Source organism: Kitasatospora sp. NPDC059812, assembly GCF_042732075.1.
In the GTDB taxonomy this organism is placed as follows: domain Bacteria; phylum Actinomycetota; class Actinomycetes; order Streptomycetales; family Streptomycetaceae; genus Kitasatospora.
The window spans coordinates 25,242-44,075 of record NZ_JBHWIO010000040.1 but is presented as its reverse complement, the minus strand read 5'-3'; the positions used below and the strand labels follow the sequence as shown (position 1 = coordinate 44,075).

18 protein-coding genes are annotated in these 18,834 nt (G+C 71.9%); 7 read left to right on the top strand and 11 right to left on the bottom strand.

The genetic code is table 11. The features are described 5' to 3' along the window. Positions 1–225: 225 nt before the first annotated feature. From ACFV6D_RS20930 to ACFV6D_RS20915, 4 genes are read right to left on the bottom strand one after another with little or no spacing between them, the layout of a single operon-like run. On the bottom strand, positions 226–1,422 hold the full coding sequence (locus ACFV6D_RS20930) for an ABC transporter permease (RefSeq protein WP_380560698.1): 1,197 nt from the start codon (positions 1,420–1,422) through the stop codon (positions 226–228). Continuing rightward, positions 1,419–2,129, bottom strand: a complete 711-nt coding sequence (locus tag ACFV6D_RS20925; protein ID WP_063351819.1) for an ABC transporter ATP-binding protein — start codon at positions 2,127–2,129, stop codon at positions 1,419–1,421. Before ACFV6D_RS20925 ends, ACFV6D_RS20930 begins: the two co-directional genes overlap by 4 nt. Continuing rightward, positions 2,126–3,217: an efflux RND transporter periplasmic adaptor subunit gene (locus tag ACFV6D_RS20920; RefSeq protein ID WP_380492630.1), complete on the bottom strand. Its 1,092-nt coding sequence runs from the start codon at positions 3,215–3,217 to the stop codon at positions 2,126–2,128. Before ACFV6D_RS20920 ends, ACFV6D_RS20925 begins: the two co-directional genes overlap by 4 nt. Then, entirely contained in the window at positions 3,207–3,698 is a 492-nt protein-coding gene (locus ACFV6D_RS20915; protein ID WP_380560697.1) for a hypothetical protein, read from the bottom strand. Before ACFV6D_RS20915 ends, ACFV6D_RS20920 begins: the two co-directional genes overlap by 11 nt. A gap of 168 nt (positions 3,699–3,866) precedes the next feature. On the opposite strand from ACFV6D_RS20915, the gene ACFV6D_RS20910 reads away from it, so the two are divergent. The 5 genes from ACFV6D_RS20910 (at position 3,867) to ACFV6D_RS20890 (ending at position 8,739) form a co-directional block, all read left to right on the top strand. Then, positions 3,867–4,532, top strand: a complete 666-nt coding sequence (locus tag ACFV6D_RS20910) for a response regulator transcription factor (protein ID WP_063351822.1) — start codon at positions 3,867–3,869, stop codon at positions 4,530–4,532. An 89-nt stretch (positions 4,533–4,621) separates the two neighbouring features. Beyond that, entirely contained in the window at positions 4,622–5,794 is a 1,173-nt protein-coding gene (locus ACFV6D_RS20905) for a sensor histidine kinase (protein ID WP_380560716.1), read from the top strand. Positions 5,795–5,990: 196 nt separating this feature from the next. Continuing rightward, positions 5,991–6,686, top strand: coding sequence for a response regulator (locus tag ACFV6D_RS20900; protein WP_380560696.1), 696 nt, complete (start codon positions 5,991–5,993; stop codon positions 6,684–6,686). Next, positions 6,683–8,257, top strand: coding sequence for an ATP-binding protein (locus ACFV6D_RS20895; RefSeq protein ID WP_380560695.1), 1,575 nt, complete (start codon positions 6,683–6,685; stop codon positions 8,255–8,257). Before ACFV6D_RS20900 ends, ACFV6D_RS20895 begins: the two co-directional genes overlap by 4 nt. Then, positions 8,254–8,739, top strand: coding sequence for a GerMN domain-containing protein (locus ACFV6D_RS20890; RefSeq protein WP_063351825.1), 486 nt, complete (start codon positions 8,254–8,256; stop codon positions 8,737–8,739). The genes ACFV6D_RS20895 and ACFV6D_RS20890 overlap by 4 nt, the downstream gene beginning before the upstream one ends. A gap of 136 nt (positions 8,740–8,875) precedes the next feature. Here the strand turns inward: ACFV6D_RS20890 and ACFV6D_RS20885 are convergent, their stop codons facing one another. The 5 genes from ACFV6D_RS20885 to ACFV6D_RS20865 form a co-directional block, all read right to left on the bottom strand. Further along, positions 8,876–10,180 (bottom strand): acyltransferase family protein, encoded by a 1,305-nt coding sequence (locus ACFV6D_RS20885; RefSeq protein ID WP_380560694.1) that lies wholly within the window; start codon positions 10,178–10,180, stop codon positions 8,876–8,878. 13 nt (positions 10,181–10,193) lie between these two features. Further along, positions 10,194–11,018, bottom strand: a complete 825-nt coding sequence (locus ACFV6D_RS20880; RefSeq protein ID WP_380560693.1) for an SGNH/GDSL hydrolase family protein — start codon at positions 11,016–11,018, stop codon at positions 10,194–10,196. 247 nt (positions 11,019–11,265) lie between these two features. Continuing rightward, positions 11,266–11,640, bottom strand: coding sequence for a transglycosylase SLT domain-containing protein (locus tag ACFV6D_RS20875; RefSeq protein WP_244293774.1), 375 nt, complete (start codon positions 11,638–11,640; stop codon positions 11,266–11,268). A gap of 706 nt (positions 11,641–12,346) precedes the next feature. Continuing rightward, positions 12,347–12,838: a signal peptide protein gene (locus ACFV6D_RS20870; RefSeq protein ID WP_380560692.1), complete on the bottom strand. Its 492-nt coding sequence runs from the start codon at positions 12,836–12,838 to the stop codon at positions 12,347–12,349. A 307-nt stretch (positions 12,839–13,145) separates the two neighbouring features. After that, the gene (locus ACFV6D_RS20865) at positions 13,146–13,847 is read right to left on the bottom strand and encodes a hypothetical protein (RefSeq protein WP_380560691.1); all 702 of its coding nucleotides are present in this window, start codon (positions 13,845–13,847) and stop codon (positions 13,146–13,148) included. 397 nt (positions 13,848–14,244) lie between these two features. On the opposite strand from ACFV6D_RS20865, the gene ACFV6D_RS20860 reads away from it, so the two are divergent. Both ACFV6D_RS20860 and ACFV6D_RS20855 read left to right on the top strand, forming a co-directional pair. Continuing rightward, positions 14,245–14,688 (top strand): hypothetical protein, encoded by a 444-nt coding sequence (locus tag ACFV6D_RS20860; protein WP_380560690.1) that lies wholly within the window; start codon positions 14,245–14,247, stop codon positions 14,686–14,688. A 581-nt stretch (positions 14,689–15,269) separates the two neighbouring features. After that, entirely contained in the window at positions 15,270–16,172 is a 903-nt protein-coding gene (locus tag ACFV6D_RS20855) for a CAP domain-containing protein (RefSeq protein WP_380560689.1), read from the top strand. A gap of 51 nt (positions 16,173–16,223) precedes the next feature. On the opposite strand, the gene ACFV6D_RS20850 is transcribed toward ACFV6D_RS20855, so the two are convergent. Beyond that, a complete protein-coding gene (locus ACFV6D_RS20850; protein ID WP_380560688.1) occupies positions 16,224–16,865 on the bottom strand; it encodes a D-glycero-alpha-D-manno-heptose-1,7-bisphosphate 7-phosphatase in 642 nt (213 codons plus the stop codon). Next, complete coding sequence (gene rfaE2, locus ACFV6D_RS20845; RefSeq protein WP_380560687.1) at positions 16,862–18,823, bottom strand: D-glycero-beta-D-manno-heptose 1-phosphate adenylyltransferase; 1,962 nt, start codon at positions 18,821–18,823, stop codon at positions 16,862–16,864. The genes ACFV6D_RS20850 and rfaE2 overlap by 4 nt, the downstream gene beginning before the upstream one ends. Between the last annotated feature and the right edge of the window lie 11 nt (positions 18,824–18,834).

Sequence of the window (18,834 nt, the reverse complement as noted above, 5' to 3'; positions counted from 1 at the left end):
CCAGGCGCCCCACAAAACCTCCCGCGTGGAGGCGGGTCGCTAGCAAACCTTCAAACAGGGCCCGGCCCCCACGGGCCTCGTCGGGGCCGGACACGTTCTGGGCAGGTCGGGTGGATCGGCTGTTGGAGGGGTGCCCGCTCGGGGTCCGGTTGTGGGGTTCTGGGGGTGTTGCGGTTGACCCGTCGGCGCGGTGTCTCCTTCCGCCCGGGTCGCGCCCGTTGCGACCTAGCCGGTGTGGAGGGCGAGGGTTGGGGAGAGTCGGGAGGCGCGGACGGCCGGGTAGAGGCCTGCGACCGTGCCGATGAGCAGGGTGGCGGCGAAGCCTCCGGTGACGGCCCACAGGGGGACCACCCAGGGCAGGCCGCCCGCGGCGGCGAAGGCGTAGGTGGCGGCCGCGCCGAGGGCCACGCCGGCCAGCCCGCCCAGTCCGGAGAGCAGGAGGGACTCCGTCACGAACTGGAGGCGGATCTGGCCCCTGGTGGCGCCCAGGGAGCGGCGCAGTCCGATCTCGTGGCGCCTCTCCAGCACTGAGATGATCATCGTGTTGGCGACTCCGACGCCGCCGACCAGGAGCGCCACCCCGCCCAGCCCGAGCAGGAGGTCGGTGAAGGCCCCCTCGGTGGCGGCCTTGGCCTGGAGCGCCGAGGAGGGGTCGGTGACCTGCACGTTGTGCGGGTTCTGCGGGTCGACGGTGCGGGGGATCAGTGCGCGGACCGCGCTGACCGTCTGGTCCGTCGACCGTTCGTAGATCTGGGTCGGGTGGCCGTCGAAGCCCAGCAGCGTGCCGGCGCCGTCCCAGCCGATCAGGGCGGCCCGTTCGATCTCGGGGGCCAGCGGCAGCGGGTCGAGGATGCCGATGACGGTGAAGTACTGGCCGCCGATGTGGACTTGCTGGCCTGGGGCGGTGATGCCCAGGCGCTGGGCCGCGACGTGTCCGAGGACCGTCGAGGGGTAGCGTCCGTTGGCCTCGTTGAGCCAGGTGCCCGAGCCGACCGCGCCGCGCACGACGTCCAGCAGCCCTTCGGTGGCGGCCTTCACGGTGATGCCGCCGGTTTCGTCGTTGGGGATCTTCTCACTGCGTCTGACGGACTGCGCCAGGTCCCCGGTCGCGCCGACCTGCTCGACCCCGGGGACGCGGCCCAGCATGCCGGTCGACTCCTCGGGCAGCTTCACCTTCTCGCCGAACAGCCCCTGGCCAGGGGAGGCTACCAGCATATTGGTGCCCAACTGGTCGAGTTGCCGCAGGAGTTGGGCCTTGCTGGAGGAGGAGATGCCGACCACCGCGATCATGGTGGCGATGCCGATGGCGATGCCCAGCGCGGACAGCACCACCCGCAGCGGCCGGGTGCGCAGGCCGGCCGAGCCGACGTGGAGGACGTCGCGGGGGCCGAGCCGGGCCGGGGCCAGCCGTGTGCGGCTCACCGCTGCCCACCCCGATCGGCCGGGGCGGCGGCGCCGGTGCGCAGATCCGCCACGACGCGGCCGTCGCGGATGCGGACCTGGCGTGGCAGGCTGTCGGCGATCTCGCCGTCGTGGGTGATCACCGCGATGGTGGCGCCCTGGGCGTTGAGGTCGTACAGCAGCTCCATCACCGCTTCGCTCGACGCGGAGTCCAGCGCGCCGGTCGGTTCGTCGGCCAGCAGCAGGTCCGGTTCGCCGACCACCGCCCGGGCGATGGCCACCCGCTGGCGCTGGCCGCCCGACAGCTCGTGCGGACGGTGGTGCATGCGGTCCGCGAGCCCGACCCGCTCCAGGGCCAGGGCCGCGCGCCTGCGGCGCTGGGCGCGCGGCAGGCCCGAGTAGAGCAGGCCCTCGGCGACGTTGTCCCGGGCGCTGACCCCGGCCACCAGGTGGAAGGACTGGAAGACGAAGCCGATGTGCCGGGCGCGCAGGGCGGACAGCCTGCGGTCGGAGAGGGCGGCGACGTCGTGGCCCGCCAGGGTGACGGATCCGGCGCTGGGCCGGTCCAGGGTGCCGACGATGTGCAGCAGGGTGGACTTGCCCGACCCCGAGGGGCCGACGATGGCGAGCAGTTCGCCGCGTCCGATGCGCAGGTCCACCCCGTGCAGCGCCGTGACCCCGCCCGGATACTCCTTGGTGACCTGGTTCAACTCGACCACGGTGCTCATGACTTGGGCACCCCGACCTTCATTCCCTCGGTCAGGTCGGTCCCGCTGACCTCGACCCGGCCCTGTCCGAACATGCCGAGCTCGACCGGGACTTCGCGCACCTTCCCGTTCTCCACGATCTGGATGCCGAAGCCTCCGCCGGACAGCGCGAGCAGTGCGTTGACCGGTACGGTCAGCACGTCCTTGTGGACCTCGCCTTCGAGCTCGACGGTGACGGGCGCCTGGTCGAAGCCCTCCGCCTGCCCCGGGTCGTCGAAGACCACCCGGGCGGTGATCTTGGCGGGCTTGTCCGGGGAGCCCTGCTCCTTGCCGTCCTCACCGATGGTGCGGTCGACGGAGGCGACCTTGCCCTTGGCCTTGCCGCCGCCGGGCAGGGCGACCTCGACCCGGGTGCCGGGCTTGGCGAGGTCGGCCCGGGAGACCTCGATCTTGATCTGCACCTGCCGTTCGGAGCCGGTGGCGGTGAGGACCGGCTTGCCGGGAGCGGCCTGGTCACCGACGGCCGCGTCGTTCTTCTTGATCCGCACCGCCGCGGGCGAGAAGGCGATCTGGTCGGGGCCGATCTCGCCGCTCTGGGCCAGGCCGTGGGCCTTCTGCCAGCGCTTGACCGCATCCGCCGTACCGGCGGTGAACTTCTCGTCCGCGGCCAGCCCCTTGCCGTAGCCCAGGTCGCGGAGGTTCTCCTTCAGCTGCCTGACGTCCGCCCCCTCGTCTCCGGCCTTCAGCGTCCGGTACATCGGGCGCTCGCCGACCATGAGCCGGACCTTCCGGCCGTCGACCTCGTAGAGGACCCCGTCGCGTTTCACCACCGCACCGGCCTCCGGGAGCCAGGTGAGGGTGCCCGGCACACCGGCGTTGATCCGGCGCTCCTCGGCGTAGCCGAGGGTCCCGTCCACCCGGGTCCGGCTGCTCAGGTCCTGCCGCTCCACCGAGCCCGTGCTCGGCGGCAGCCCGTCCGTGCGTGCCACGCCGGCGTTGCCGCTGCCTCCAGCCTGCGAGAGGGCCGTGACCCCGCCCGCCAGCGTGACCGAGGTGGCCAGCACGGCGATCAGGTACGTTCGGCGGCTGCGCCCGCGCTCACTGCGCATTCTGACCACTGCACGCCTTGTTCGCCTGGTCGAACCTGTCCTTCTCGGCGCCCTCCGGGACCTTCATCGCCGATCCCGACATCGCCGAGTCGCCGTCGAACTTCGGGTCCGGCATGTCCACACCGTTACCGCGCATGCACTGGGCGAATGCGAGGGCCCTGTCCTTGTCGGCCTGGGACATCTTCGCGCCACCCGAGCCACCGGCTCCCCCGCAGGCCTTGAGGGCTTCCGCCATCTTGTCCTGGCCGCCCTCCAGGACCATGGCCCGCGGGTCCTGGCCCGGCTCGGGCTCCTTCACCTGGGCGCCGTGTTCGCGCAGGCACTTACGGTGCTCGTAGGCCTGGTCCGCCGCCGCGCCCTTGCCCGACGAGTCCGAGCCGCCGCCCCCGCCGGAGCCCGTGCCGCCTCCGCCGCAGGCCGTGGCGAACAGCGCGAGCCCTGCCACCAACGTGGCCGCCGCGCCGTACCTGTGGTTCCGCATGTGGTTCCGCATGGAATTCCTCCGTGTCCGATGACGAGTGGCCGATGACGAGCGGCCGACCGCTCCGGCCGCTCCGACCACGCAGAGGCTGGCACGCACCCGCATTTCGCCGCTGTCAGCCGAGACCTTTACGGCGACGAAAGGTGGGTTTCAGGTACACCTGGTGTCATGCGTGTACTGATCGTGGAGGACGAGGAATTCCTGGCGGACATGATCGCCGAGGGATTGCGGCGCGACGCCCTGGCCGTCGACGTCGTGTACAACGGCGCCGACGCGCTGGAGCGGCTCAGGCTCACCGACTACGCCGTGCTCGTGCTCGACCGCGACCTGCCCGGGGCACACGGCGACGAGGTGTGCCGGAGCGTCGTCGAGCAGCGGCTGCTCACCCGGGTGCTGATGCTCACCGCCTCCGGTACCGTCCGCGACCGCGTCGACGGCCTGGACCTGGGCGCGGACGACTACCTCACCAAGCCGTTCGCCTACGAGGAACTGCTGGCCCGGGTACTGGCGCTCGGCCGCCGCACCCACCCCGCCCTTCCGCCGGTCATCGAACGTGCGGGCATCACCCTCGACACCGCCCGCCGCCAGGCCTTCCGGGAGGGCCGCTACCTCGCCCTGTCCCGCAAGGAGTTCGGCGTACTGGAGGTGCTGATGCAGGCCGAGGGCGCCGTGGTCTGCGGTGATGACCTGATCGAGCAGGTGTGGGAGCAGAACATGGGATACCGCACCAACGCGGTTCGGGTCGTCCTCAGCAAACTCCGCGCCAAGCTCGGCGAGCCCTCGGTCATCGACACCGTGCCCGGCCACGGCTACCGCATCGGCGTCCCGGCGTGAGGCGCTTCGCCCCGGCCGGCCTGAACCGCCCTCCGCTGCCCGGCAGACCAAGCCCGCGGCTGCCGGGCGGGGAACGGGGCCGGCTGACCATGCTCTACGGCGGGCTGCTCGTCCTCGCCGGGGCCATGCTCATCTTCCTGGTCAACTTCCTGGTCCGGGAGAACCTGTACACCTCGATCAGCACGGCCGTCGCCGTCGAACCGCGACTGGCCACACTGGGGACCCCGGCCCCCTCCGCGGCGCAAACCCTCACGGTGGGAACCGCCGCACCCGCAAACGCTCTACCCGGAACCACCCCCGCCGACGGCGGACAGTCCCACTTCCAGGCCGTCAAGGTCGTCACCCAGGCCGCCGAGCAGGCGGCCCAGAACCAGCTGCTGACCGTCTCCCTGATCGCGCTGGCCGCCTTCGCCGTCATCTCGGTGGCACTGGCCTGGTGGATGTCGGGGCGGGTGCTGCGCCCGGTGGCCGTGATCACCAACACGGCGCGGCGACTCTCGGGTGAGAACCTGCACGAGCGGATCGCCCTCGACGCACCCCCGGGCGAGCTCAAACAACTCGCCGACACCTTCGACGCCATGCTCGACCGCATGGAACAACTGGTGGGTGCGCAGCAGCGGTTCGCAGCCAACGCCGCGCACGAACTGCGGACTCCGCTCGCGGTGCAGCGGGCCGCGGCCGAAATCGGGCTGGCCACCGAGGATCCGGCCGCCGTCGCCAGGGTCCGCCGCAAACTGATCGAGGTCTCCGAGAGCAGCGAACGGCTCATCGAGGGCCTGCTGTTGCTGTCCGTCTCCGACCAGAGGCTGGACCGCCGCGAACCGGTCGCACTGGACCAGCTGGCCCGCGCGGTGGCCGCCGAGTGCGCCGCCGCGCAGGAAGACCGGGAGAACCGCGTCACCGTCTCGACCGACACCGTCCCCGTGTCCGTCGAGGGTGATCCGGTGCTGCTGGCACACCTGGTGCGCAACCTGGTCGGCAACGCCCTGCGCTACAACCACGACGGCGGCCGGGTCGAGGTCGGCGTGCACGACGGTGTCCTGGAGGTCGCCAACACCGGCCCCCAGGTGCCGCCGGAGACCGTCCCCTACCTCTTCGAGCCCTTCCGCCGCCTCCGGGAGCGCCGGCACAGCCCGGGTGAGGGCGCGGGCCTGGGCCTGTCCATCGTCGCCTCCATCGCGCGCGCCCACCACGCCGTCGTCACCGCCGTCCCCGCCGGCACGGGCGGACTGCGGGTCCGGGTCGAATTCCCCACGGCCTGACCCGGCCGTCCGGGGGCCGGGCGCGAGGCCGCCCCGTGCAGTGCCTTCCGTTCGGCGGAGTCGGCCACCGCGACGGGAACCACCGTCCGCCGCACGGTTTCCGGGCCCGTGAGCTGCGTATGAGCGTTCTGCAACAACCTCGCCGATCCCCGCTCCACGGCCCCTGCGCAGATCGGAGGGCCCGATACTGGTGGATATGTCACGGGTACTGCTGATCGAGGACGACGCGTCGGTGCGCGAGGCGCTGGCCCTGGGCCTGCGCCGCCAGGGCCACGAGATACGGATGGCCGCCACCGGCGAGGACGGCCTGGAGCAGGCGTTCCGGGAGCCTCCGGAGATCGTGGTGCTGGATCTGATGCTGCCCGGGATCGACGGCTTCGAGGTGTGCCGGCGGCTGCGCGCACACGGGAGCTTCCCGGTGATCATGCTGACCGCGCGAGGGGACGACATCGACACCGTCCTCGGCCTGGAGTACGGGGCCGACGACTACGTGGTCAAGCCCGCGCAGTCCAGGGTTCTCGACGCCCGGATCAAGGCCGTCCTGCGCCGCACCACCACCGCGCCCCCCGCGCCCGGGGCGGCCGAGCCGGTACGGGAGGTGCACGGCGACCTGGTGCTGGACCGGGCCGCGCTGACCGTCGCCAAACGCGGCACCCCGCTGCCCCTGGCACCCGGCGAGCTGCGCCTGCTGCTGGAGCTGTCCGCCGCGCCGGGCCGGGTCTTCAGCCGGGAGCAGCTGCTGGACTCCGTCTGGGGCCTGAGCCGCCAGGAGGACATCCGCCTGGTCGACGCCGGGGTGAACCGGCTGCGCGCAAAGCTGGAGGACGACCCGTCCGCGCCCCGCTACCTCCAGACCGTGCGCGGTTTCGGCTACCGCTTCGGACCGCTGTGACCACCCCGCCACGCGCACCGAAGCACCCCTCGACCGACGCCCGCACGGGCGATGCCGCGAACGGCACCGCCCATGCCGACGACCGGCCGGACCGCGCCGACGCCTCCCGCTTCCTCCGGTGGCGGCGGGCCGTCCTGGGGCTGCGGCCGCGGATGCTCGCCGCGTTCGTCGCCACCGCCGCAGTCAGCGCCCTGGCCACCTCCGCACTCACCTACCAGGCCGCCACCGGCTCCACCCTCGACCTGACCCAGGACACCGCCCTGGACGAGCTGCGCCGCCGCGTCGACGTCCTGGCCCCCTCCCTGCCCTTCCCCCCGACCCAGGCCGAACTCGACCGCCTGTCCCTCCGGCTCTCGGGCACCGGCGGCTTCCGCGACTGGCACGTCCTGGCCCGCTACGGCGCCGCCCACTCCGCGTGGACCGCCGCCGTCACCGTCCCGGCCGCCCTCCAGGACACCGTCGGCTCGGGCCACGGCGCCTTCCAGCGGTTCACCGCCGACGGGCACTCCTGGCTCGCGGTCGGCGTCCCCGTCACCCGCACCCCCGCCGGCCCCGCCTCAGGAGCCGGCGACCTGTCCGGGCTGACCGTCTACGCCCTCCTGCCCCTGGACCGCGAACAGGCGGCCACCACCGCGCTGCTGGCCGCCGCCACCGGCGCCGGCGCGTTCGCCGCCGTGCTGGCCGCCGGCCTCGCCCTGCTCGCCACCCGCCAGGTCCTGCGCCCCGTCCGCGCCCTGGGCGACGCCGCCCAGGCCCTCGCCCAAGGACGGCTCGACACCCGCCTCGCCGTCTCCGGTCACGACGAACTCGCCCAGCTGTCCAAGACGTTCAACCACACCGCCCGCACCCTCCAGGGCACCATCGAGGAACTGCGGGCGGTCGAGAGCCAGGGCCGGCGGTTCGCCGCCGACGTCTCCCACGAGCTGCGCACCCCGCTGGCCGCCATGGTCGCCGTCACCGACATCCTCGACGAGGACGCCGAGCACCTGCCCGCCGACACCGCGACCGCCCTGCGCATGATCAGCAACGAGACCGGGCGCCTCACCCGCCTGGTCAACGACCTCATCGAGATCTCCCGCATGGACGCCGGCGCCGCCCCGCTGCGCACCGAGGACGTGGACGCCGCGGAAGCCGTACGCGCCACCCTCGACCTGCGCGGCTGGATCGACCGGGTCGAGCTGGACCTGCCCGCCGCCCTGCCCGTCCACCTGGACGCGCGCCGCTTCGACGTCATCGTCGCCAACCTGGCCGGCAACGCCCTGCGCCACGGCCGCCCGCCCGTACGCCTCACCCTCACCACCCGTGGCCCGGGGCCGGAATCCGACCTGGTGCTGACCGTCACCGACCGGGGCCCGGGCATCCCGCCCGCCGAACTCCCCCACCTGTTCGACCGCTTCTACAAGGCGGACAGGGCCCGCACCCGCTCCGAGGGCAGCGGGCTCGGCCTGGCCATCGCCCAGGAGAACGCCCGCCTGCACGGCGCCTTCATCGAGGCCGCCAACGCCCCCGGCAGCGGCGCGGTGTTCACCCTCGTCCTGCCCCGCGGACCCCTGACGAAGGACGCCCCATGACCATCCGCCTCCGCGCGATCGCCGCAGCGGCGCTGCTCCTCACGGCCTGCGGCTGCGCGATCCCCGACACGGCGGGCGCGGTGAAGTCGGGCAAGTCCGCCACCGGGATCGAGTCCGGCACCCGGCTGTACTTCCTCAGCCCCCAGGGAATCCGCCTGACGATCAGGCCGGGCACCGAACGCGAAGGCCTCCAGCAGACCCTGGACACCCTCATGGCAGGCCCCACCCGGACGGAGCAGCACACCGGTCTCGGCACCGCCCTGCCCGCCTCCGGCAAGGTCACCGCCGCCACCGAGGACGGCACCGTCACCCTGCGCCTGTCCTGGCCGACCTCCGCGCTGAGCCCCTACGCCATCCAGCAGCTGGTCTGCACCGCCGAGGACGCCCCCGCGACCACCGCGACCGCCCCCCGGATCGCCATGGTCAGCAGCGACGCCCCCGGACCGGTCTTCGTGCAGTGCGACCTCCACCACACCGGCTGAGTCCGACGGAACCCGACCCGGGCTCGGCGAGCCGGGTCACCGGCACCGGATGCCTACCTGCCCGCCACGGTCCAGGAGAGGTCCCGAAGCCCGGTCCGAACACCCGCGGGCACAGCGCGGATCCGGCCACCGCGCCTCAGGGAAGGGACAGTTGGGTGACGTCCACGACGGCACCCGACGCCGTCGGCGCGATCAGCGGCAGCACCAGCCACAGTGCGGCGAGCGCGGCCAGTGTGCCCACGGCCGCCAGGACCCCGGGGCGGCCGTGGGCCCAGCGGGCCCAGTGGCGGACAGGGTCCTCCAGCAGCGCCTTCGAGCAGGCCGCGACCGCCACCGCCAGCCCGCCCAGCCACAGGGTCCGAACCCAGCCGTCCAGGCGGGGACCAGCGTGGTCCAGCAGCAGGATCAGCGGCCAGTGCCACAGGTACAGGCCGTACGAGAGCCCGCCCAGTACCGTCAGCGGGCGCCGGCTCAGCACCCTGCCCAGCGGGGACGCCGGGGCGTGCGCGAGCAGGGCGATCAGCGCGGCCGCCGCCGCCGAGTGCAGCAGCAACCCGCCGCGGAAGAGGACGATCTGCCCCGTCCCCGAGGCCAGCGCCCACCCGGCGGCCAGCAGGCCCGCCGGGACCAGCGCCAGCCGGCCCGCGGCGGGTCCCGGCAGCCGCGCCACCCGCAGCCGCACCGCCGGAGTCGCCGCGAGCGCGCCGAGCAGCAGGGCGAACACGCGGGTGTCGGTGCCCTCGTAGACACGGGTGGTGTCCATCGGGTCGACGAGCAGCGCCATCAGCGCCGCGGACACCAGCGCACCGACCAGCGCCACGCCGGCCACCGCGACGGCACCCGCGCCGGCACCCGCGGTCCGGCGCAGCCGCAGCAGAAGCAGCACCAGCGGTGGCCACAGCAGGTAGAACTGCTCCTCCACCGCGATGCTCCACAGGTGGGTGAACACCCGGGTCGGGTTCGCCTGGAAGTAACCGACCTGCGCGTCGATGAAATGCCAGTTCGCGAGGTTGGCCACCACCCAGGGGGCGTCCTGGTGCGCGAAGCGGGCCATGGCCGCCGTACCCAGCACGGAGGCCAGCACCATCGCCGAGCCCAGGGCCAGGGCGAGGGCGGGCATCAGCCGCCTGGCCCGGCGGCCCCAGAAGGCCACCAGGTCGATCCGGCCGCCGTTCTCCCCGGCCTCCCGCAGCAACAGCCCCGTGATGAGGAAGCCGGAGAGCACGAAGAACAGGTCGACCCCCAGGAACCCGCCGGGGAAGTCCCCGAGGTGGAACAGGAGAACCCCGAGGACGGCCAGCCCGCGCAGGCCGTCCAGGGCCGGGACATGGGAGCGGCGGGAGCCGGAGCGCGCGGCGGCCCCTGGGCCCGGCCGACGGCGGAACACGCGCGCGTTCCGCCGCCGGGCCGCCGGCGAGGCGGTCTTCATCTCGGACACCATCTCGGACACCGTCTCAGGCGCAGTTCAGCTGGGCGAACACGTCCGACCTGGTCCAGTCGCCGTTGGCCCAGCTCTTGGGGTCGGCGGGCGAGAACCCGGCCAGCTTGCCCACCTCGGTGGTGAACCACTGCGCGAACTTCGCCGTACCCTGCTGGCAGGAGTGCGTCCTGTCGTTCGAACGCTGCGCCTGCGGGGCCTTGAAGTCGGTGCCCCACAGGGCGGAGGCGTCGAGGAAGAAGGCATCGCCGGGGTGCGCGGCGACGGCCGCCTTCGCCGCCCCCGGAGCGGACTCGATGTCGGCCTTGTGCGGGGCGTAGAAGTCATCGCCCGCGTCGAACGGCGGAGTGGTGACGATCACCAGCCGGGCACCCGCGGCCTTGACCGTGCCGATCAGCTTCTCGTACGCCTGCTGCTGCTCCTGCGGGCTGCCCCAGTCATAGGTGGTGATCTGGTAGGCCACCAGCTCGGGGCGAACCGACGCGAGCCGGGAGGCGACGTCGCCGCTGGACATCGCCACCGGCCCGACCGCTGCGCCGCCGCCGTCGGCGGCGATGGAGGTGAGCTCGATACCGGTGGACTTGAGCGCGGCGGCCAACGGCTGGGCCTGCCCGACGGCGATGGAGTCACCCATCCACAGGATCCTTGAGGGCTTCTTCAGCCCTTCGGCGCCGGCCTTCGTCGGCCCCGGGCCACCCCCGTCCTCGGCCGGGGAACTTCCGCAGGAGGTCAGGGCGAGGACGGCGGCGAGGGCGGCCGCGCAGAAGGCGGCACCGCGGCGCAGGCCACGGCCAACGGAGGGGGTCTCGTGGTCATGGGACGTTCGGCGTTCGTAGGTCATGAGGAAGACGCTAGGAGGCCGTTTTTCGCGCCGTTTGACCGTTGTGTCACCGCGGTTCGACGACCTCATGAGCAACACGTAACCGACGTCCCAGAGGGGTGCGCTGCTGCCGATCGGGGCGTTTCGGACGGCCGGGAGAACGGCACGAGGGCCTGTGCCTGCGCGGATGCGCTGGCACAGGCCCTTCGTGGGTCACTCCGGTTGCCCCTGTCCGGCCCCCGGGGTGAGGGGAAGCCGAATGGTCGGCTTAGTACCAGTGGTTGGCCTGCCAGAAGTTCCAGGCGGCGTTCGGGCTGCCGTAGCGGGTGTTCATGTAGTCCAGCGACCACTTGATCTGGGTGGACGGGTTGGTCTTCCAGTCCGCACCGGCCGAGGCCATCTTGGAGGCCGGCAGCGCCTGGCCCAGACCGTACGAGCCCGAGCTCGGGTTGGTCGCCGTGACGTTCCAGCCCGACTCGTGGGAGATGATCTGGCTGAACGAGGCCAGCTGGTCCGCCGGCACGATCTGAGCGGCGAGGGCCTGCGGGGAGGCGTCCGCAGCCGAGGCGACGGCGGGGACCACGGCGGCACCCAGGGCGGTCACACCGGCGGCACCGGCGAGAATCACGGCAGAGGTACGCATGCGGAGCTTGAAAGCGGGCATATAGACAAGACCTCAATCAGTTGGGCCGGTGTCACTCCCCGCCTCGACCGTGGCCGGACAGGGGCCGAACGGTCGCGGGATGTGACTCGGCGGTGAGCCGTTCACCGGTGGGACAGGAGCCGGTGTGGCTGGCGATGAATGCAAAGCTGCCAGACCGGATCGGCGCTCGCCAAGACCCCCTCGCTACGACCCGCCGTCGTAGCCCAGAGACCGGCACTGATTCGAGAGGCGGGCCGCCCGGAGCGCGCCGAACCCTCCCGGCCTGCGCAAACGCCCCCCAATAACATGCCAAATAGTTGCAAAATAGTGCAAAACGGACACCACTATCCGTCGTCGTACACCGCATTCGCATGTGAGCGCACTCACGGCCCCAGCCCCGGCGCCATCACCGACCGGCCCACCGCCATCACCTTGAGTCAGTGCCAATCGGCTGCCATTGAGACCGCCACCACACCCGGCCGATGGGGGAACGGCACCACAGGGCGTCTCAGCGGCTGTCGGGCCCCTGGTCGGCACGGCGACAGGCGGGCAGGGCGCGAAGCCGTCGCAGGACCCCGGCCGGCCACCGAGACGCCCGTCCCGCCGGCATCCCCCGCTCCGAAGACGTCCCGGCGTCGTTCGTCACCGTGTACGAGTCACCGGGCACCTCCACGCGACCCATGCGGCCGACGAAGCCCCCAGGGTTTCAGGCGTACAGCGCGATCCTGGGCTGGACCGTGCCCGGGCCGGCGTTGACGACGGTGAGCCGGTACCGCTGGGTGAGGGTGTGATGGCTGTGGAGGACCAGCTTCGCCCGGGTGAGGTCGGTGTACAGCGTTCCGGTCTCGCTGGCCAGCCGCACGGTCTTCCAGCGGCCGCCGGTCAGCACCTCGAGCTTGATGTCCCTCGGGGCGAGGAAGGGCCCGTTGTCCGGTGACTCGACGAGGATCTGCGGGGCGACGGTCCGGTCCGCCGATGAGTCGTTGCGGTAGGTGACGGTGATCGGGTGCGCCGCGTGGTCGGTCGGCAGCGGCCGGTCGGGCAGGCCGACGAACGAGACCGGCGCGGCAGCGGCCGCCACCTGCGGGGCGAGGGCCTCCGTGGCGAGCGCCGGCGACGGCAGCGTGAACGCCGCGGCCAGCACGGTGGCGAGGGCGGTCGGGGCCAGAGCCCGGCGGAGGATCTTCCGGGTGGACATGGCGTCTCCTTCGGTCGTCGACGGCGCTCCCGGGAAGTTCACCGGCGGCCGGGCGATCACCCGCCCACCGAGCGCATCCCCAGCTGGACGGACCGCCGCCGCCTGGCAGCCCGGACCGTACTCATCCACCCTGCACACCAATGGCCCAGCGCGCATCCGCACCGGACCGGCGGCCCCGCCCAGGACCCTCCAGGAGCGAGCACTGCAAGCAGGCCAGGTCACACCTTCGGGGCCCTCGCCGGACAGCACGAAGCACCGGCCACCCTGCTGGCGGCCGGTGCTTCGTCCCATCGGACCTCGGGCTGGTCTACCAGTGCTCGTGGTGGTCGCAGCGAATGTCGTACTCGTCGTGTTCGTCGTGCTTGTGGTGCTTGATCGTGGTGGGGTCGGTGGCGGTGTGGGTGGTGGTGTCGCCGCCCCCGGTGACGGTCGCGGTGTTCGTGACCTCGTCGTCGGCCCGGCAGGAGACATCGACCTGCAGCGTGATGGGCGGGTAGCTGCTCCCGGCGGGAAGGGCGTCACTGCGGGTGCAGGTGAGCGTGCCCCGGTCACAGGTCCAGCCCGTGCCGCTGATGCTGTCGGCCTTGAGCCCTGCGGGGAGGGTGTCGTGCACGGTGACCGTGGTGCCGTCGGTCGGAGCGGCCCCGGCGGCGTTGCCGACGGCGATGGTGTAGGTGCCGTCCCGTCCCTGGGTGAAGTGCCTGGCGTGGGTCTTGGTGATGGTCAGGGACGGGACCGTGTAGGAGATGATCACCTGGCCGCTGTGGTTCGCCGTCCCGATCGTCGAGAGCGCGTAGCTCGTGCCGCTACCCGTGGGGGCGGCGAAGCTGCTGCCCCCACCACCCCCTCCCCCACCTGCTGAGGTGCCCCTGTTGTTGACGGCGCCGCTGCCGCCGCCCCCGCCGGCGAAGTACCCGCCCCCACCGCCGCCACCAGTAGCGATGGCAGAAGCGGCGCAGCCGCCGTCGAAGCTGCCCCCGGCGCCACCGGTACCGACCGTGGCACCCAAGAACCCGCTCCCCGGCCCACCGTTCATGACCGCACAGAGCGGAACGGTGCCGGCAGCCCCGCCGGCACCCCCGGTGCTCGTGCTGGTGCTGCCACCGCCCCCGCCCTGCCCCGGCGAAGCCCCAGGGCCGGTGGCACTTCCCGAGGTGCCGCCGGTGGCGTCCGGCGTTGTCCCGCCGTTGCCCCCGTTCCCTCCCCCGGAGCCCGCTCCGGTGCCACCGGCGGCACCGCCGCCCCCGGCGACCACCAGCAGGGAACCGCCCGTGCTGACGCTGGAGGCCCCGCCCCCACCCGGGCCCTCGAAACGAAAACCGGTGAGCGGAAAACCTCCCCCTGGGGCGCCGCCGTTGAACCCGCCGGCACCCGGCGTCCCGGTGCCGTTGCAGCCTTTGCCACCAGTGCCGCCGACGTTGATGGTGAAGGTCGTCGATGTGGTGGTCTGCGGCAGGGTGGTCACCACCCGCGCCCCCGCCCCGCCGGCCCCCGTCACGGAACAGGCGGTGCCGGTGTTGTCGGCGCCGCCGGCACCGTCCGCGGTGATCGTCACCACCGCCGCCGCCGGAACCGTCAAGGTCTGCGAAGCGCCGGTGAAGGTGAAGGTCTGCGACGGATCAGCCCGCTGCGTCCGCACCGGCACGGCCCCCACCGGCGCGGCGGTCGCCGGTGGAGCCGTGGCCGCCAGCAGTGCCATACCGGACAGCAGCGCGCTCCCCACCGACACCACCCCCGCACGGCGCTCCCCGCGCCGTCCACCCGAGCCGACCGGATCGGATGCGACGACGGCACCGCCCGGGGGCGCCTCGCCGGCCAGGGCCCTGTTGGACACGGCCACGGGCCACTGACGGCTGACCCGGTACCACGGCGGATCGCCCTGTCCACGAGTACGAGCGCTCATCCGCAGGTTCACCTCTCCTCACAACAAAGCGCCCCGCACCCCCGCGCGACAAGGCGCAAGCGACACAGGACACCTGACGAAAAATCATGACAAACCACTATTAGACGCCCATACCCGATCACTTCGAGGTAGCGGGACAATGAGAAACCCCGCGTGTCGCAACGCCCCGCGCGAGCCGACGAGGGACCGGCATCCGAGCAGGTCACCGTCTGGTCCTGACGCACTCGGGATGATCCGGTCGCCGGTCCCCGAAGCCCGCTTCGAGGCCGGCCTCGACTGAGCGCGGGCCTGGGCGAAGGGCCACGCGGGGCCAGCCACGGCCACCGGGGCCGCGGGTCCACCTGCGGCCGCCGCACACCCAGCTGCAGCTGCTCCCCCAGCTCCCGCCGAACGCCCACCGGCACCGTGCGCAGGTGCTTCCTGCGCGCCATCCTGGGAGGGGCGGCACCGTCCGGCACCCCGCCCCGCTACAACTCCGAGGGGGCCCGCAAGAACCAACAGGTCTTGCGTCAAGTCCTGGAGGATCCCATGACCAATCTGGTCGACTGGCGCTCCTGCTACAAATGCCAGACCCTGTTCTTCGACATTCTTCCGGAGAAAGGCGCATGCCCTGCCGGCCAAGGACACAAAGCCTTCGGCTTCGCATACAGCTTCCCCTCCGACGCGACGGAGACCCCCACCCAGCAGACGAACTGGCGCCGGTGCGGCAATTGCTGCGCCTTATTCTTCGACGGTTTTCCAGAAAAGGGCACATGCGCTGCGGGTGGCGGACACCAGGCGAGCGGCTACATGTGCACCGTCCGGCATGACGGTTCAGGAGACGCCCCGACCCAGCAAACGAACTGGCGCTACTGCGCCAATTGCTACGCCATGTTCTTCGACGGTTTTCCGGAGAAAGGTCTATGCGCTGCGGGCGGTGGACATCAGGCGAGCGGCTTGATATTCGTCATCGACCATTGGCCAGATGAACCCCAGGTCTACATGGATTGGCAGGAGTTGGCAACCTTCGACCTCGTCAACAGCGCCCGTCAGCAGAACGGGTCCCCGGACGTATCGATAGACGCGGCGCTCGTCGGCGCGACACGCGCCCACAGCCAGGACCTCGCCGACCACCCCGGCCTGAAGGACCAGATATGGAACGGATGGCCCGGCCACATGGGATCGGACGGCAGTACACCACCAGACCGGATCATGAGAGCCGTCGGAATTTCCGGCAGCGAGAACGTCTACTTCGGATGGTCCTCAGGAAACGCTCCTCCGCCCACGCCCCAGGATGCGTTCAACTGGTGGATGAATGAACCAGCACACAGAGCCAACCTCCTCGACCGAAATCACACACGGGCCGGCCTGGGAACATCCTATGGGCCCGGCACATCTCCCGACGGGAGTCCGGCTACTTACTTCTATTTCACACAAGACTTCATCGACTAAGGGCAGCGTCTTGGTGAATTGAGGCACAAGGCTCCGAGCAGCCCTCGGCCGTCAGATCAGTTGGCGGAGCACGTCGTAAGTGGTCGAGGACTGGAGGTCCGGGCGTGGGCAGTTGAGTGCTTGGCGACCGACGAGGGCGGTGCGGGTTCCGGCTCGCTGACCGGCGGCGACGTCTCTTGGCGAGTCTCCGACCATCCAGGATCGGGTGAGATCGAGTCCGAGGTCGTGGGCGGCTTGGTGGAGCATTCCCGGAGCCGGTTTCCGGCACTGACAGACGCTTCGGTACGCGGGAAGGGTGCCTTCCGGGTGGTGAGGGCAGGCGTAGACGGCATCGAGATGAACGCCGTGGTGGGCGAGGAGCAGGGTCAACCGGTCGTGCATGGCGCTCATGGTCTCCGCAGTGAAGAACCCGCGGGCCACACCGCTCTGGTTGGTGACAACGACGAGGGCGTAGCCCGCTTGTTGGAGGGCCAGCAGTGGTGCCTCGATGCCTGGTTGGAGGACCAGCTCGGCGGGGTGGGAGGGGTAGTGGCGGGGTTCGGTCAGGGTGCCGTCGCGGTCGAGGAACACGGCCTTCCGACGCCGTTCCGGATGTGGCCTGTGCCTCGGGTCATTCTGTCGCACGGCCGTCACTGTGTGCTGGCCGACGAATACCACCGTGCCGGTGACCGGGATGCTGCCGCCGAGGATCATCTGACGCCCGCCCGCTGGGCGACGTGGTGAATCCGGCCGGTGGTGGAGTGGCCGTCGAGGAACGGCACGGTGACGACTTCTCCTCCCCAGCTTTCGACGAGGTCGGCTTCGGCGAGCCGTTGGCCTGCGTAGTCGCCGCCTTTGACCCAGATGTCCGGGCGGAGCTCGGCCAGCACCCTTGCGGGGGTGTCCTCGTCGAAGACGATCACGCCGTCCACACAGTTCAGGGCTGTCAGCAGCATGGCGCGTTCGCGTTCGCCTACGACCGGCCGGCTCTCGCCTTTGAGGCGGCGAACAGAGGCGTCGCTGTTGATGCACACGACCAGAACGTCGCCCAGGCGCCGGGCCTGGTCGAGCAGGGAGAGGTGGCCGGCGTGCAGCAGGTCGAAACAGCCGCCCGCCCCGACGACCTTGCCGCCCTGCGCGCGTACCCGGGCGGCGCGCTTCAGCGGGCCCGCGCACCAGGGGGCGGGCACGACGGCCAGGGAGGCAGGGCCGCCTGCTTCGATGTAGCTGGTGGCAGCTTCGACAGCTGCGGCCACGGCGTGGGAGGGCAGCCGTTCGGCGGCGAGCGTCATAGCTGCGGTGACCGCCAGTTGGTCGCCGGCTCCGCAGGTGTCGCCGGCCGCGTATCTGGCCGGGACTGCCAGGGGGTGGCCGTCGGGATTCGTGACCAGGACCGCGCCGTTGCGGCCGCGTGTGATCGCCAGCTGCTTCACGGGCCAGATGGCCAGCAGTCGGACGGCGCGGGCCGTGTCGCCCGCCAGGTCGCGAGGTCCGGTGTGTCCGCTGAAGGCGAATGCCTCCTCGGCGTTCGGGACGGCCAGGGCGGTGCCGGGAACCGGCGCTGTGCCTCTGGGGTGCGGGTCCCACACCAGTGAACGGCCGGCTGCGGCAGAGGTGAGGGCTTGGCGGAGTTCCGGGTGGGAGGTGATGCCGCGCCCGTAGTCGCACACCAGGACTGCCTCGGCGGTGGCCAGCCGGGCATGCGCCAGTTCTGGCAACGGTCCGAGTGGAAGTGGGCAGGTGTCCGTGTCGAGCCGGAGCACAGTGCGGTCGGCGGTGCGGATGCGGGTCTTGATCGGGGTGGTCCCGCCGGTTGCCAGATCAATGACCTCGATCCCGGCTTCGCCCAGCAGGGCGCGTACCTGCGCCCCGGATTCGTCGTGTCCGGTACCGCAGACGAGGGTGACGCGCCAGCCGGGGGTCCGGGCGGCGAGGACGGCTGCCAGCCCGGCGCCGCCCGGCCGGTTGACGGTCTGGGTGCCGGAGACGACGGGGACGGGGGCTTCCGGGGAGAGGCGGTCTGCGGTCCCGGTGATGTCGCGGTCCAGCAGGACGTCGCCGACCACCACCAGTCGACGCGGGTCGTCCGGTTGTGTGTCGGCGGAGGGAGCGGGTCCGGTGAGGTGGGTGTCGATGCCGGCACACAGCAGGTGTACGGCGACCAGGTGGCATTCCTGGACGGTGGCGGCTTGGGCGGCGTCCACGGACACCGCCTCGTCGCTCACGTCGGAGAGGGGGTTCGGGCCGGGGCCGGTCAAGGCCCATACCGTGAGGCCTGCTTCCCGGCCGGCGCGGGCGGCGGCGAGCACGTTGGGACTGGTACCGGAGGTGGAGAGGAGGAGCAGGACGTCGCCAGGGCGCCCGTGTGCACGGACCTGCCGGGCGAAGACCTCCTCGGGCCCGTAGTCGTTGGCTATGGCGGTGACCGACGAGGAGTCGGCGTGCAGCGCGATCGCGGAGAGCGGGGCGCGCTCGGCGCGGAACCGGCCGACCAGTTCGGCCGTCAGGTGCTGGGCCTCGGCTGCTGACCCGCCGTTGCCCGCGACCAGCAGTCGCCTCCCGGCGGCCAGGGCAGGGGCGAGGATCCGACCCCAGCGGTCCAGGACATCGGTGTCGAGGTGGTGCAGCGCCTGGACGAGGGCGCGGATGTGTTCTTGGCCCGATGGAGCCATGAAGTGCCTCC